Source organism: Thalassospira sp. HJ (assembly GCF_000948415.1).
Taxonomy (GTDB): domain Bacteria; phylum Pseudomonadota; class Alphaproteobacteria; order Rhodospirillales; family Thalassospiraceae; genus Thalassospira.
The window spans coordinates 42,410-57,181 of the sequence record NZ_JYII01000010.1 but is presented as its reverse complement, the minus strand read 5'-3'; the positions used below and the strand labels follow the sequence as shown (position 1 = coordinate 57,181).

14 protein-coding genes are annotated in these 14,772 nt (G+C 54.9%); 2 read left to right on the top strand and 12 right to left on the bottom strand.

What is annotated here, in order from left to right:
* Window positions 1-29 precede the first annotated feature (29 nt).
* The 11 genes from thrC to coxB form a co-directional block, all read right to left on the bottom strand.
* Window positions 30-1,427, bottom strand: coding sequence for a threonine synthase (gene thrC / locus UF64_RS05755; protein ID WP_044827676.1), 1,398 nt, complete (start codon window positions 1,425-1,427; stop codon window positions 30-32).
* 190 nt (window positions 1,428-1,617) lie between these two features.
* Window positions 1,618-2,037, bottom strand: coding sequence for a cyclic nucleotide-binding domain-containing protein (locus tag UF64_RS05750; protein WP_044827675.1), 420 nt, complete (start codon window positions 2,035-2,037; stop codon window positions 1,618-1,620).
* A 116-nt stretch (window positions 2,038-2,153) separates the two neighbouring features.
* Window positions 2,154-3,641, bottom strand: coding sequence for a carboxypeptidase M32 (locus UF64_RS05745; RefSeq protein WP_044827674.1), 1,488 nt, complete (start codon window positions 3,639-3,641; stop codon window positions 2,154-2,156).
* A 77-nt stretch (window positions 3,642-3,718) separates the two neighbouring features.
* Window positions 3,719-4,450, bottom strand: a complete 732-nt coding sequence (locus UF64_RS05740; protein ID WP_044827673.1) for an SURF1 family protein — start codon at window positions 4,448-4,450, stop codon at window positions 3,719-3,721.
* Between the two features lie 6 nt (window positions 4,451-4,456).
* A complete protein-coding gene (locus tag UF64_RS05735; protein ID WP_363928341.1) occupies window positions 4,457-4,744 on the bottom strand; it encodes a DUF983 domain-containing protein in 288 nt (95 codons plus the stop codon).
* A gap of 105 nt (window positions 4,745-4,849) precedes the next feature.
* Window positions 4,850-5,650: a cytochrome c oxidase subunit 3 gene (locus UF64_RS05730; protein WP_044827671.1), complete on the bottom strand. Its 801-nt coding sequence runs from the start codon at window positions 5,648-5,650 to the stop codon at window positions 4,850-4,852.
* A gap of 85 nt (window positions 5,651-5,735) precedes the next feature.
* Window positions 5,736-6,326: a cytochrome c oxidase assembly protein gene (locus tag UF64_RS05725; RefSeq protein ID WP_044827670.1), complete on the bottom strand. Its 591-nt coding sequence runs from the start codon at window positions 6,324-6,326 to the stop codon at window positions 5,736-5,738.
* A gap of 6 nt (window positions 6,327-6,332) precedes the next feature.
* The gene (locus UF64_RS20715) at window positions 6,333-6,473 is read right to left on the bottom strand and encodes a hypothetical protein (protein ID WP_200892645.1); all 141 of its coding nucleotides are present in this window, start codon (window positions 6,471-6,473) and stop codon (window positions 6,333-6,335) included.
* Window positions 6,470-7,396: a heme o synthase gene (gene cyoE / locus UF64_RS05720; protein ID WP_200892644.1), complete on the bottom strand. Its 927-nt coding sequence runs from the start codon at window positions 7,394-7,396 to the stop codon at window positions 6,470-6,472. Before cyoE ends, UF64_RS20715 begins: the two co-directional genes overlap by 4 nt.
* A gap of 80 nt (window positions 7,397-7,476) precedes the next feature.
* Complete coding sequence (ctaD, locus tag UF64_RS05715) at window positions 7,477-9,060, bottom strand: cytochrome c oxidase subunit I (protein WP_044827669.1); 1,584 nt, start codon at window positions 9,058-9,060, stop codon at window positions 7,477-7,479.
* A gap of 11 nt (window positions 9,061-9,071) precedes the next feature.
* Window positions 9,072-9,920: a cytochrome c oxidase subunit II gene (gene coxB / locus UF64_RS05710; RefSeq protein ID WP_044827668.1), complete on the bottom strand. Its 849-nt coding sequence runs from the start codon at window positions 9,918-9,920 to the stop codon at window positions 9,072-9,074.
* A gap of 791 nt (window positions 9,921-10,711) precedes the next feature.
* On the opposite strand from coxB, the gene UF64_RS05705 reads away from it, so the two are divergent.
* Window positions 10,712-11,533 carry a hypothetical protein gene (locus UF64_RS05705; RefSeq protein ID WP_235284974.1) on the top strand — a complete coding sequence of 274 codons (822 nt, stop codon included), beginning with the start codon at window positions 10,712-10,714 and terminating at the stop codon, window positions 11,531-11,533.
* A 90-nt stretch (window positions 11,534-11,623) separates the two neighbouring features.
* Here the strand turns inward: UF64_RS05705 and UF64_RS05700 are convergent, their stop codons facing one another.
* Complete coding sequence (locus tag UF64_RS05700) at window positions 11,624-12,229, bottom strand: YqgE/AlgH family protein (RefSeq protein ID WP_044827666.1); 606 nt, start codon at window positions 12,227-12,229, stop codon at window positions 11,624-11,626.
* A 287-nt stretch (window positions 12,230-12,516) separates the two neighbouring features.
* Here UF64_RS05700 and UF64_RS05695 point away from each other — a divergent pair, with 287 nt between their 5' ends.
* Window positions 12,517-14,733 carry a protein-disulfide reductase DsbD gene (locus tag UF64_RS05695; protein ID WP_052657517.1) on the top strand — a complete coding sequence of 739 codons (2,217 nt, stop codon included), beginning with the start codon at window positions 12,517-12,519 and terminating at the stop codon, window positions 14,731-14,733.
* The last annotated feature ends 39 nt before the right edge of the window (window positions 14,734-14,772 follow it).

The following is a 14,772-nucleotide window of genomic DNA, read 5'->3' as shown; positions in this document are numbered from 1 at the left end:
TCGCATTTCAGGTCCAATCATGGCGGGTCTCAGGCTGCACGACGATTTTTACGAACATGCGCCATCAACGCTGCCACATCATTGGACATGGGTTCGACCTTTTCAGGTCGGTCATATAGATCAGAAAGACGCGGCGGCAAGTCCGGGTAGATCCCCGACGCCTGCTTGACCGCATCCGGGAATTTCGCCGGATGTGCGGTTGCCAGTGCCACCATCGGCACCGACTTGTCCCGATTGCACTGACGGCCCGACACGATGCCGATCACGGAATGCGGATCCACCAGTTCGCCACTGGTCGCCAGCACATCCTTGATCGCAGCTTTGGTTTCCCCGTCATCAAGGCGATAACCATCGAAATGTTCACGCGCGCGGCCAAACTGGCCCTGCGACATTTCCATAACACCCGTCTCGCGGAACTTAGTCAGCATCTCGGCAATCGCCAGACCATCACGATCATAAAGATCAAACATCAGACGTTCGAAGTTGGAGCTGACCTGAATATCCATCGACGGGCTAAGCGACGGCTCAACGCCTTCCATCTTCATGACACCCGTTTCAAAGAAGCGGGCCAGAATGTCGTTACGGTTGGCACCAACCACAAACTGTTTGATCGGAAGGCCCATCTGCATCGCGGCATAACCGGCATAGACATTGCCAAAGTTGCCCGACGGGACAGAGAATGAAATTTCGCGTTCCGGCGAACCAAGCTGCACACCCGCCCAGAAGTAATAGGCGATCTGGCACATGATGCGCGCCCAGTTGATCGAATTCACCGCCGACAGGCCAACTTCATCGCGGAAGCCATGGTCGTTAAACAGCGCCTTGACCAAGTCCTGACAATCATCGAACGATCCTTCGACGGCAATGTTATGCACATTGTCCGACCGGATGGTCGTCATCTGGCGACGCTGGACCTCGGAAACGCGGCCCTTCGGGTGCAGGATGAAGATATCGATATTTTCACGATCCCGGCAGGCTTCGATTGCCGCCGATCCGGTATCACCCGACGTTGCACCAACAATCGTGATCCGCTCGCCGCGTTTGGCCAGAACATGGTCAAACAGGCGACCCACCACCTGAAGCGCGTAGTCCTTGAACGCAAGCGTCGGACCATGGAACAGCTCCATCACCCAGTCATTCGGGCCAAGCTGCTTAAGCGGTGCCACAGCTTCGTGGTCAAAGCCGCGATAGGTATCTTCAAGAATGGCCTTAAGAGCAGCATCATCAACGGTGCCCGCGACAAACGGCTGGATCACCTTGAAGGCCACTTCGGCATAGGTCAGAGTTCGCAGCGCACGAATGTCGTCCTTGGAAAAGGTCGGCCAGGTTTCGGGAACATAAAGCCCCCCGTCACGGGCCAGACCGGCAAGAAGAACTTCATCGAACTGCAAAACGGGGGCGCTTCCCCGCGTGCTGACATAGCGCACTAGACCTGCTCCTGCGTAAGGCAAATACCGGTTAGGTGCATTCGAGCATGATGACCGCCCGAAAACACGCCAAGGCCTGATTTAGTGAGGGTTTGAGCCGATATAGTCAAGGGCCAATACAGCAGGTCTGGCCCGCAATCGGCATAAAGCGCGATCAAGGCAGGCCACAGCAGCAAACATCGCCGACAGCTTAGCTATCAAGCGGGATGTCATGTTCCTTGAGCTTCGCCTCGGCAAGGGCAGCACGGCGGACAACCGTGCGATAATTGCCCAAAAGGATTCGCAGAACCGCCTTGATGAACCGGTCCGAGCCCGACATTTTCTTTTCAAACGTCTGACGGCTGATCGCGATCAGAACGGTGCGTTCTGTTGCACGGGCCGATGCCATACGCGGCTGGTTATCGACAAGGGCAAGTTCACCGAACAGACCACCGGAATCAATCGTCCCCAAAATGACTTCTTTATCTTCACTCAGGGTCTTGAAAATCTCGACCTTGCCTTCCTGTACAACATAGGCAGCATTCCCCGGTTTTCCTTCCCGGAAAATAATCTGATCCATGGCATAGACCTGCCGGTCCATTACCTTCTTGTTGCCGTCAGTTATGCCCATGTGTTTGCAGTGCCCATAATAGGTTAGCCGGGATTGTATCCCCGATCATTGATCAAAGCGTATATCACTACTTCATCAACCAATGCTATCAGATTGCCCGATCCATTCAATTGAATTTACCGGCCATACCTATTCTCAAGATGGGCCTTGAATGCCTCCACGCCAAGGACCTTTCCTGTCGCGGCTTCAAGAATGGCATCGGTGGATTTGCTTGATGCCTGACTGTGAATGTTTGTGCCAAGCCAGCTCATCAATGGCGCGAAATCACCACGGGTTAATCCGGTGGCAATATCAGGGTTGGCGTCCTTGGCAGCGGCAAAGATCTGGGCTGCGGCCATCGCCCCTAACGTATAGGTCGGGAAATATCCCCACGCACCTGACGGCCAGTGGATATCCTGCATGCAGCCATTGCGGTCATCTTCGGGCACGATCCCCAAAAGCTTCTGCATCATTTCATTCCAGGCCGACGGCAAATCGGCAAGCTTCATGTCGCCTTCGATCAGCGCGCGTTCAATGCGATAACGCAAGATCACATGCGCCGGATAGGTGACTTCATCCGCGTCCACCCGGATCAGGCCCGGCTCAACGCGAGTGTAAAGGCGATGCAGGTTGTTCGCTGTCCACGCCGAACTGTCACCGCCAAATGCTGCCTCAAACACCGGCCCGGCATAGGTCAGGAATTCTTCCGACCGGCAGGCCTGCATTTCAACAAGCAACGACTGGCTTTCATGCATGGTCATGCCACGGGCCGTGCCAACCGGCTGGTTTTGCCATTCCTTGGGCAGGCCGCGCTCATACATGGCATGGCCGGTTTCGTGCAAAACGCCCATGATCGCCGAGGTAAAATCATTCTCGTCATAACGCGTGGTCAAACGCACATCTTCCGGGATACCGCCGCAGAACGGATGATGGGAAATATCCAGACGCCCATGATCAAAATCGAAGCCAACCGCCTTCATCAGATCAAGACCAATGCGGTTCTGGGTTTCGACCGGGAACGGACCAACCGGTTTGATCGGTTTGTCTTCGGATTTCTGACGCTCGATCACGTCAGCGGTGAAATCGGGCAGGAAGGATTCCAGTTCGGCAAACAGGCTATCTATCCGCTCAGAGCGCATCATCGGATCATATTGATCAAGCAGCGCATCATAAACCGACGTCCCCAATGCCTCTGCCTTGGCCTTTCCGGCCTCGATCGACAGATCAAGTACTTCCTGCAATTGTGGCAGCAACCCCTTGAAGTCATTGTCGGCCCGTGCTTTGCGCCATGCAACTTCGCAGCGGGTTTCGGCGCGCGACATCTTCTCGACCAGATCGGCCGGCACCGCCGTGCCATGCACCCAGCCGCGCTTCATCTCGGCCAGGTTGGCCTTTTGCCAGTCATCAAGGTTCTCGGTTTCGGCACTGGCAATCAGATCACCCAGATCCGGTGCATTGATAAGCTCGTTTTCCAGAACACTCAGTGTTGCCAACTGTTCGGAACGGGCATCCGCGCCGCCGCCCGGCATGATCACCGCCATATCCCAATGCAACATGCCGCCGATCCCCGACAGGACACTCATGCGGTGAAAACGGGCTTCAAGCTGTTTATAGGCTTCGGTCATGGGAACTCCTGCGCGGGCAATCAGATGGGATGACTGGTCGCAAAATATCAATCAGATGAGGACTATAGGACGTTGGATCAGGCTTGGCTGTCGGTTTCCTTATCGCCGGATGGGCGGCGATGGTACAGAACAAACATCACGATCAGGGTCAGCGCCAGGCTGTACCAGGTAATGGCATATTCCAGATGGTTGTTGGGCAACTCAACCTTTGCCTGACCACCAATCGGCAAACCACCCGGGACCTCTGTATCATCAAGCTCCAGATAATACGGGCTGGCAAGATCCGCACCGGTATCTTCGGCCATGTGATTAACATCGACATAGAACCACTGATTCTTGATCGCGTCGTTTTCCGGCTGTGCCCAATGCTTTTCCTTGGGCAGACGCAAGACGCCAGATACGCGAACCGGTCCCTCGATCAGGCTTTCGGGGCGGGTTGCAGGATCACGGTAGTCCTGCGGTACCCAGCCACGGTTGACCAGAATGATGCGCCCGTCTTCCTGTTCAAGCGGGGTGATCAGCTGAAAGCCGACATTGCCGCGCCGGGTCCGCGCCATCAGGTATTTTTCCTGATCGTTCAAATACGTTCCTTCGGCATAGGCCGCGCGAAACGCCATGTCGGGATCAAGGGTGGTATCGGTCGGCACCGAAATCGGGGCCATATGCGCCTGTGCCTGGCGGCTTTCAATGATGCCTTGTTTCCAGAACAGCCTGTCCACCTGCCAAGAACCAAGGGCCAGCAGAATGATCAGAGACAGTCCGGCGCAAATTTTCATCGCCAGACTGGGACGCGTTTTAAGAAGAGGCATGAAAGGTCAGTCCTGTTCGGATGTCGATCGGTGACGATATTGCAGCGCCACCATGATGCCTTTGAGCGGCCTTAGCAAGACCAAGGTCACGCCAAGGATAACCGGCCCCCAGACAACGGCATGCAGCCACAGGGGTGGCATATAGGTCATTTCGACCCAAAGCGCCATCGGCACCACCAGAAAGCCGAGGATAAAGATGATGAAAACCGCCGGACCATCACCGGAATCATGGCCACGCAGATCCAGTCCGCAAACTTCGCAGGTTTCGCGAACGGTCAGATAGCCTGAAAACAACTTTCCCCCACCGCAGCGGGGGCATTTGCATGCCAGCCCGGTACGAATGGGGGAAAGGTTTGGATAATAGTCATCCATGGTCTTGAACGTTTACTGGCGGGTGGCTTATTCGCCACCCCAGATGTAAACGGCAAAGAACAGGAACAGCCAGACAACGTCAACGAAGTGCCAGTACCAAGCTGCTGCCTCAAGACCGAAATGATGGTCCTGTTTGAAGCCGTCCTTCATCGCACGCACAAGACAGACCGCCAGGAACACCGTTCCGACAAACACGTGGAAGCCGTGGAAACCGGTCGCCATGTAGAAGGTCGAGGAATAGATGTTGTCAGCAAAGCCGAATGCCGCGTGGCTGTACTCGTATGCCTGCAGGAACAGGAAGATGACGCCAAGACCAACGGTCAGTGCCAGACCCTGAACAAGGTCCTTTTTCTTACCTTCAAGGATGCCATGGTGCGCCCAGGTAAGGGTGCAACCCGACAGCAGCAGGATCAGGGTGTTCAGGAACGGCAGATCCCACGGATCAAGCACTTCAACGCCTGCGGGCGGCCATTCGGTCACGCCGGGGCTGAAGATCACAAACGCGTTGTGGAAGAATGCCCAGAAGAAGGCGACGAAGAACATCACCTCGGATGCAATGAACAGCGACATCCCGTAACGCAGACCGATCTGAACGACCTTGTTATGATAGATGTGTGATTCGCTGATCACGTTGCTCCACCAACGGAACATCACGAACAGAATGCCCGCAATGCCCAGTGCTGCCAGCCAGAAATCAGCCGGCGCACGGTCCGAATGCATGAACATGACCATGCCACCGGTGAACAGACCAGCGGACGCCGCAGCCACCAGCGGCCACGGGCTCGGGTCTACCAGGTGGAACGGATGCTTTTGTGCATGATCACTCATTCCTTGCCCCCCTCAATCCTTACAAAAGAAACTCTAAGTTCGCTTTGTTAACCAAAGACCGCCCAGCCCACGAAACCGTGTTCTGTCAGCCTCCCTGATCTTCTTTCCCGCCAACCGCTTCGACCGATGCCTCGGATTTGAAGAAGGTGTATGACAGGGTAATCGTCTTCACGTCCTGGGTATTGATGTCTTCGGCAATGGCAGGATCAACATAGAAACTGACCGGCATGTCGACGCGCTCACCCGGTTGAAGGGTTTGTTCGTCAAAACAGAAACACGCGATCTTGCTGAAATACTGCCCAGCTTTCAGTGGTGTCACATTGTAAACGGCCTGACCGGTGATCGGCTGGACCGCCATGTTTTCGGCAACGTAATGCGCCAGATTATCTTCACCCAGACGCACCGTGATCTCACGCTGTTCGGGTTTGAACTGCCACTGCAGGCCGGAATTCACATCGGCATTGAACCGGACCTTGATGGTCCGTTCCGAAACTTCGACCCCGGTGTCTTTGCCAACTTTTGGCGTGCCACCAAAACCGGTCACCTGACAGAACAGCTCATAAAGCGGGACTGAGGCATAGGACAGGCCGATCATGCCGCCAACGACGACAACACAGCTTAGCAACACGCGCTTGTTGCGCGCCTTGATCGTATCTGTGTGTTTCTGATCAGCCATGGTTTCCTAGCTCATCTTCAAAATAGTTATCGCAAAGAACAGGACAATCAGACTGGTCAGAATGACCAGAAACGCCCAGTTCTTCTTCTTGCGCTTGGCATAGAACGCTTCGAGTTCCGCCTTGTTCATTTTGGGCTGCTCACTCATCCGATCAACCCGCCAAGCCAGACATCTGCAACCATCGCCCCGAACAGAACGAACAGATACAGAATGGAATATCCAAACATCTTGTGCGGGGCGCGTTCTTCGGCATTGCGCAGAACACGAACCGCATGGCGCAGGAACCAAAGCCCGGTCAGGCCTGCGGTCACGCCATAAAAGACACCAAGCAATCCTGTCGCCACCGGCACAAAGGTCACCGGCAAAAGCAGGATGGTGTAAACCAGCATCTGCTTTTTGGTTGCAGCTTCACCAGCCACGACCGGCATCATCGGCACCCCGACCTTGGCGTAATCGCCGCAGCGGAACAGGGCCAGCGCCCAGAAATGTGGTGGTGTCCACATAAAGATAATCATGAACAGCGCGATCGAATTGACATCGATCCCGCCGGTCACCGACGCCCAGCCGATCATCGGGGGAAAGGCCCCGGCGGCACCGCCAATGACGATATTCTGTGGTGTGCTGCGTTTGAGCCACATGGTGTAAACGAACACGTAGAACGCGATCGACACCGCAAGCAAAACCGCAGCCGCAAAATTGATGGCAACCGCCATGACGGTTACCGAAACAATCGACAACGCAATGCCAAGCGACAATGCCTCGTCAGCAGGAACCCGTCCGGCCGGAATCGGTCGGCTCTGGGTGCGTTTCATGTGGATATCGATATCGCGATCGTACCACATGTTGATCGATGCAGCCGCGCCACTGGCAACGGCGATACAGGCGATTGCGACGAGTCCGAGGAACGGATGGATGGATCCCGGGGCAATCAACAGACCGACAGCACCGGTGAAAACCACAAGGGTCATCACACCGGGTTTCAGCAATGCAATATAGTCGCGCACGTCGGAAACCGGCAGGGATACTGCGCTTTCGAGTGCTAGGGTCTGGTCGGCAACCTGCTTGGTCATTTGAACTCTGGTCTTCTCTTTTGGGGCGGTAGGATGTCCCCCGCAAACCGGGGTCTGCGGGGGACTTAAACCAGTGTCACTTACTTGATACGCGGCAGTTCGTCAAAGGTATGGAACGGCGGCGGAGAGCTCACAGTCCATTCCAGCGTATCGGCACCTTCCCCATACGGGTTTGCCTCGGCCTTCTTGCCACGGATGAAGGCATGCGCCACCACACAGAGGAAGAAGATGGTCGCCGCAAACGAGATATAGGCACCATAGGACGAAACCATGTTCCAGCCCGCGAACGCATCCGGATAGTCGGCATAACGACGCGGCATGCCAGCCAGTCCCAGGAAGTGCTGCGGGAAGAAGGTCAAGTTAACGCCGATGAAGAACAGCCAGAAGTGAATCTTCGCACCGAGATCGGAAATCTCGTAGCCCGACATTTTGCTGAACCAGTAATAGAAGCCCGCAAAGATCGAGAAGACCGCACCAAGCGACAGAACGTAGTGGAAGTGCGCCACAACAAAGTAGGTGTCATGAAGCGGCAAATCCATGCCCGAGTTCGCCAGCATCACACCTGTCACACCGCCCACAGTGAACAGGAAGATAAAGCCGATCGCCCAAAGCATCGGAGCACGCAAGGTGATCGAGCCACCCCACATGGTCGCAATCCACGAGAAGATCTTAACCCCGGTCGGCACCGCAATCACCATCGTCGCCGCGGTGAAGTATGCACGGGTGTCAACATCCATGCCCACAGTGTACATGTGGTGCGCCCACACGATGAAGCCGACAACACCGATCGCCACCATCGCATAGGCCATCCCGAGATAGCCGAAGACCGGCTTGCGCGAGAAGGTCGAGATGATGTGACTGATGATGCCAAAGCCCGGCAGGATCATGATGTACACTTCCGGATGCCCGAAGAACCAGAACAGGTGCTGATACAGGATCGGGTCACCGCCACCGGCCGGATTGAAGAAGTCCGTGCCAAAGTTACGGTCGGTCAGAAGCATGGTAATCGCGCCACCAAGAACCGGCACAGCCAGCAGCAGCAGGAATGCTGTAACCAGCATCGACCATGCAAACAGCGGCATCTTGTGCAGGGTCATGCCCGGCGCACGCATGTTGAAAATGGTGGTAATGAAGTTCACCGCACCAAGGATCGAGCTGGCACCGGCAAGGTGCAGCGCAAAGATCGCAAGGTCGACAGAGGCATCAGGATGCCCAAGCACGCCCGAAAGCGGCGGATAAACCGTCCAGCCGGTACCAGCCCCGCTGCCCACCACAGCTGATAGCATCAGCAGGATGAAGGCCGGAACGATCAGCCAGAACGAAATGTTGTTCAAACGCGGGAACGCCATGTCCGGCGCGCCAATCATGATCGGAACAAACCAGTTGCCGAAACCGCCAATCATGGCGGGCATGACAACAAAGAAGACCATGATCATGCCGTGTGCGGTCACGAGCACGTTGAAGAAATGGTGATCTTCAATGATCTGCGTTCCCGGCTCTGCCAGTTCCATACGGAACCAGACCGAAAACGCGCCACCGATCAAACCGGCGATTACAGAGAAGATAAGATAAAGCGTCCCGATATCTTTATGGTTGGTCGACAGGAACCAACGGGCAAAGAAGCCGGGGGTATGATCGTGATCATGTGTGTCAGCGTGAGCCATCAGTCTCTCCCTCACTCTGCCGATGCGACTGATACCGCAGACGGCAGATCAGCAGATGCGAATTCTTCTTGGGCCTTGGCTACCCAGGCCTCGTATTCTTCCATGGTAACAGCTTTGACTGCGATCGGCATATAGGCGTGGTTAACACCGCACAGCTCAGAGCACTGACCATAGAATGTCGTACCGGCATACTCACCTGGAATGCGGGTCCAGGTTTCATTGAGACGGCCAGGAACGGCATCAAGCTTGATGAACAGCGAAGGCATGGCCCAGTTATGGATCACGTCGTCAGACGTCATGACCAGGCGAATGTTCTGGTCCACCGGCAGGACAACGGGATTGTCCACATCCAGAAGGCGGTTCATGCCCTCTGCAACGGCAGTTTCTTCATCGATCATCAGGGAATCAAACGTGAAGTTGCCGTTATCCGGATATTCGTAAGTCCAGTACCACTGCTTGCCAATGATCTTGAGCGTAAGATCAGCATCCTCGACACGGTCTGCAAAATACAGCAGGCGGAAGGACGGGATTGCAATCACAAGAAGGATCAGTACCGGAACAACCGTCCAGACCACTTCAAGAAGGGTGTGGTGGGTCGTTTTCGACGGTACGGGGTTGCGTTTCGCGCTGAAGCGGAAAAGAACATACAGCAGCAAAAACAGAACGATCACGGTAATGATCGTCATCAACCAGATCAGTAGATTAAAGAATTTCTGGCCTTCAACAGCCACCGGTGAAACCGGATCCTGCAGCCCAAGCTGCCACGGCTCGGGTTGACCGACAGCAAGCGCTGCGCTGTCAAACCCGGTAATAACCGCCAATCCCAACAACAGGATGGGAAATAGCTTCTTGATCGACATGCGAATCTGCCCCCTCGCATTACATCTCAAGGCGATATGCCTCACTCTCTCCCCACCTCCGTCTCTTTGAACAGACCGGGTTTCAAGGTTCCTTCTTGGAAGCTTTCCACCATATCAACCAAAGATTAAAAATTGACGGACCGGAGCATTTCCTCTGACATATCTTATTCTTAAATAGCCTGCACATGAAAGTACATTGGTATCGCAGGCAAATAGCGTATCTTCGGCACCTGTTCCAGAAAAAACCTCGCTGCATTGCACAAAAAATGTATTTGATAAGACATCAAATTAGCGCTCTGGTTTTAGCTGAAATCGTTCTAAACACCCACCCTTGGATAGAAAAACCGCCATTCCTCTTGGCCGGATTTTGCATCATTCCAGTTTGCTGCTTTGCAATATATGCGCAAAAGACCTTGGAATCACTTCAACCAATGGCTAAAGCCGTTTCGTTGTAAAACTTACGGCGCTGAAACGTCATCCGATCAATCCAACGCTACGGCATCCTCAAGGGTTTGCAATCGGCCACGATTTTCCGCCAGACACCGGGCAAAAAACGGTTTTGCAAACGATTCGGCGCTCCGTTTTGACCCGGCAAAGTTTCCCAAAAGCAAAAATACGCGTCGAACCCTTTAATTGGGCAGACTTTTCCCCAATATCACGGATAGAAATTCGGTTGGATATATCAGCTTTGCGGACTATTCTACCCATACGTATGCATTCCCGATGTTCCGTGCAAGACAGCCAGACCGGCTCTTGCCCGCTACAGACGGTACAAAGACAGAGGTTCGTCTATGGCACGCTCAGGAAGTAAAAGACTATTTACCGCAGAGATGCGGTTGCTCAACAAACTCGAAACCATGAGTGACATGGTCGCCCTGCCGACCGACATGCCGACCGACCCGAATGGCGCTGCCGGCGGCGCCGATATCTCAAGCCTCCATACCGCGATCGAGGATCTCAAGCTTGAACTGCTTTCCGACATCCGCGTGATGATCGAGGAACAGAAAAAGGCGAACAAGGCCGCACCGGAAGACGACGAACAGGCTGATGCCCGCAATGAGCTTCGCCTTGTGAAAAACGAAGTCCGCGCACTGGCCAATTCCATTCAGGAAACCAAACGCGAAATCGCAGCCCTTTATACTGCGCCCGAAGATGACAGCGGCACACGCATCAATATCGTGAAGGGTGAGCTTGATTCCGTCGTTGCCGCGACCGAGGACGCAACCGCCAACATCCTTGAAACCGTCGAAAAGATCGATGCGGTCGCCCATAACATCCGTTCCGCGGCACCTGACGACTATACGCAAGGGCTGGCCGACGACATTGTCGAACTGGTGGTCAAGGTCTTTGAATCCTGTAACTTCCAGGATTTGACCGGACAGCGGATCACCAAAGTCGTCAACACCATGAAATATATCGAGGAACGCGTGAATCGCGTCATCGAGATTTGGGGCGAAGAGGACTTTGACGAGTTTGACCTGCCGCCAGATCCCAAGGGCCTCGACAACCTCGACAAAACTGTCACCAAGGCACCGCAGAACGCCAATCGCGTCTCGCAGGATGAGGTTGACCAGATCTTCTCACAAGAAGAAATCGACGCCCTGTTTGATTAATCTTATCAAACCGCGACAAACACAAAAGCCTGCCACTTCGGCAGGCTTTTTCTTTTGACAGATATAAGGATTGCCGGACAACGGCACCGGTTAAGCGTGACCAGTTTCACCCGACAGCAGTTCCGGCGCAAAGCCAAGCCGCGAGAACGCCTGTTCCCACTTGTCTTCGCAATCGGTATCAAACAGCAGATCCGCATCGGCATCAACGTGAAGCCAGCCATTGGCAAGGATTTCACTTTCAAGCTGTCCGCTGCGCCATCCGGCATAGCCAAGCGCCAGGATCCGGCTTTGCGGGCCTTCACCAACCGCAATCTGTTCAAGGATATCGACTGTGGCTGTTACCGACACGCCGCGATCAACATGCAGGGTTGCTTCGTTGGAAAAGTCGGTTGAATGCAACACAAAGCCACGGCTGCTTTCGACCGGGCCGCCGAAATGCACCTGAATGTCTTCGATCGTCGGTGCCGGGCGTGCGATGCCAAGCTGTTCAAGCAATTCCGGGAAGGTGATGCTGTCGATCAGGCGGTTGATCACAAGCCCCATCGCACCGTCTTTGTTGTGCGCACAGATATAGACCACACTTTGCGAAAAGCGCGGATCACGCATTCCCGGCATGGCTACCAACAGCTTGCCACCGAGATAATCGCCCGTGTCTATACCTTCACCCATATCGAAACTCTCTTTAACCTGTTTCATAAAGCCTATCGCGAATGCCTTTCCATTACCATCAAGAACCCGGGAAACCCGATATTTTGTCGTTTGACATACCGACTTCCCATATAGGTCATGTAGGCAGCAACCGCCTGCCATGCCAATGAAGGACGCTGTTTTTGCGCTGTGTCATGCCAGGGTGCGGTATGCTTGTGCTATGAAGATCACATAGTCGTGGCTTGATTTGAACAGGGCGTCGAATTACGCCTGTTTTGTGCCACAAGTTTGGCCGACACTGCGCTCATCGCTCTTTCGTGCTTAAGGAACAACACGTGCTCCGCCACCTTATCGTCCGCCTGACATTTTTGTTTGCCCTCTGCCTTTCGTCCATCGGCGTTACCACCGCCGCCGTGGCCGCATCGGATATGGCGACCGACTGGATTGATGAGGATTTCACATCTGTGCGCCTGATCAGCGCGCAGACCGAAACCGGCGGCAAGCAGACACTGCGTCTGGGCCTTGAATATGAATTGCAGCCTGACTGGAAGATTTACTGGCGAAGTGCTGGCGATGCCGGCTTCCCGCCACAGCTGGACTGGACCGGATCGCAGAATGTGGGTGAGGCAAACATTCTTTGGCCGGCACCGCATCGTTTCTCGATCTTTGGTCTGGAAACATTTGGCTATAAGGATCAGATCATTCTGCCGATTGATGTCACGATCCCCGATCCAACGCAGCCGGTCGCGATCCAGCTTAATGTCGATTATCTCGTCTGCAGCGACATCTGCATTCCGGCAAGTGCGGACTTCAATCTTGATATCCCGGCCAGTGCCGCAGGTGGCAGCGGTGTTTCGACCGCCAGCAACCATGCGCACCAGATCGAAAAGTTTGTCTCGCGCGTGCCGCTTACGGGTGCGGGCCTTCCCATCGAAGTTACAAGCCTGACTGCGGCAACAACCAACGATGCGACCCATCTGCGCCTTGCTGTGCGCGGCCTTGATGAAGCCGGGGTCGAGATTGACGATATCCTGATTGAAAGCGACCTGCGTGCTGGCTTTGGCCTGCCCAAGCCAGCAACCATTGCCGACGACACCAGCACCGATACCAGATATTTCGACATCGCCGTTCTGGGACTGGCAGAAGACCAGTCGCTCATCGATGAAGCCATTACCGTCACAGCGATTGCCGGTCCGCTTTCAGTTGAACAGAACCTTGTTGTTGGTGCGACTGACGACGCTGCGACTGGAACGACTTCAACAGCGGCGTCCGGTGCAACCGCTGGCATGAGCTTCTGGATGATCGGCCTGTTTGCCCTTTTGGGCGGCTTGATCCTGAATGTCATGCCCTGCGTCTTGCCGGTCCTGTCGATCAAGGTCATGTCGGCCCTTAAAGCCCGCGAACAGGATACCAACCGGGTGCGCATCGGTTTCCTTGCCAGTGCGGCCGGGATTATCACATCCTTCTGGGTGATTGCCGCTGTTCTGGTTAGCATCAAACTGGCTGGCGGCACCATCGGCTGGGGTATTCAGTTCCAGCAGCCGCTTTTCCTGACCGTGATGACGATCATCCTGGCCCTGTTTGCACTCAATATGTGGGGTCTGTTTGAAATTTCCGGCCCGGACCAGCTTGGCAATGCCGCCAATGACGCCATCACGCGCAGCGAAAGCCACGGCCACCATATCAGCAGCAACTTCCTAACCGGTATGTTTGCCACCTTGCTGGCCACCCCGTGCTCTGCACCGTTCCTTGGTACGGCTGTCGGGTTCGCTCTGGCTGGCAGCGTGTTTGATATCTTCTGGATTTTCACCTTGCTCGGCATTGGTTTGGCCCTGCCCTATTTCGCCATCGCCATCCAGCCGCGTGTGGCCCATATCCTGCCCAAACCGGGGCGCTGGATGAATGGTGTCAAATTCGTTCTTGGGCTTGCCCTGATCGGGACGGCGGTCTGGTTACTTGGCGTGTTGTCGGTTCAGATCGGCATGACTGGTGCGATTGCTGTCGGGTTGGGTCTGATTGCCGGTGGTGTTTTCATCTGGGCACGCAAACGCACATCGAACCTGCGTCCGCGTTTTGCCTTCACCTCGCTTGCTGTCCTTGGCTTCCTTGTTGCGCTGTTTGCGCCCGGCTTCTCACAACCGCCATCATCAACAAGTGCGTCATCAAACAACGGCACGCTTGCCTGGCAGGCCTTTGCCCCTGAAACCATCAACACGCTGGTTGCCGATGGCAAAACCGTCGTGATTGATGTCACCGCGGAATGGTGCGTCACCTGCCAGGTCAACAAGAAGCTGGTTCTTGAAAAGCCGGATGTGCGTGCCGCCCTGACACAGGACAATGTCGTTCTGATGCAGGCCGACTGGACCCGCCCGGATCAACAGATTGCCGATTATCTGGCGTCCTATGGTCGCTTTGGCATTCCATTCAATGCCGTGTTCGGCCCGGCCGCCCCTGAAGGTATCCTGCTGTCGGAACTGCTCGGCGTCGATGAGGTTCTTGGCGCCCTTGATGATGCAAACGGTTCTCCCAGCCTTGCCAGCTCGGCACAGTGATCACATCTGATTGGGGACGCGTATTGTTTTGATCCCGCT

Bases quoted from the DNA above. Each gene is read 5' to 3' on its own strand.
- coxB (WP_044827668.1), bottom strand. From the start codon at position 9,920: ATGTCGATCAAGAAGCTATTTCCCATCCTGTTGTTGGGATTGGCGGTT.
- UF64_RS05740 (WP_044827673.1), bottom strand. From the start codon at position 4,450: ATGCCTCTTCTTAAAACGCGTCCCAGTCTGGCGATGAAAATTTGCGCC.
- UF64_RS20715 (WP_200892645.1), bottom strand. From the start codon at position 6,473: ATGAGTGAGCAGCCCAAAATGAACAAGGCGGAACTCGAAGCGTTCTAT.
- UF64_RS05705 (WP_235284974.1), top strand. From the start codon at position 10,712: ATGGCACGCTCAGGAAGTAAAAGACTATTTACCGCAGAGATGCGGTTG.
- UF64_RS05745 (WP_044827674.1), bottom strand. From the start codon at position 3,641: ATGACCGAAGCCTATAAACAGCTTGAAGCCCGTTTTCACCGCATGAGT.
- UF64_RS05750 (WP_044827675.1), bottom strand. From the start codon at position 2,037: ATGGGCATAACTGACGGCAACAAGAAGGTAATGGACCGGCAGGTCTAT.
- UF64_RS05730 (WP_044827671.1), bottom strand. From the start codon at position 5,650: ATGAGTGATCATGCACAAAAGCATCCGTTCCACCTGGTAGACCCGAGC.
- cyoE (WP_200892644.1), bottom strand. From the start codon at position 7,396: ATGACCAAGCAGGTTGCCGACCAGACCCTAGCACTCGAAAGCGCAGTA.
- UF64_RS05725 (WP_044827670.1), bottom strand. From the start codon at position 6,326: ATGGCTGATCAGAAACACACAGATACGATCAAGGCGCGCAACAAGCGC.
- UF64_RS05700 (WP_044827666.1), bottom strand. From the start codon at position 12,229: ATGAAACAGGTTAAAGAGAGTTTCGATATGGGTGAAGGTATAGACACG.
- ctaD (WP_044827669.1), bottom strand. From the start codon at position 9,060: ATGGCTCACGCTGACACACATGATCACGATCATACCCCCGGCTTCTTT.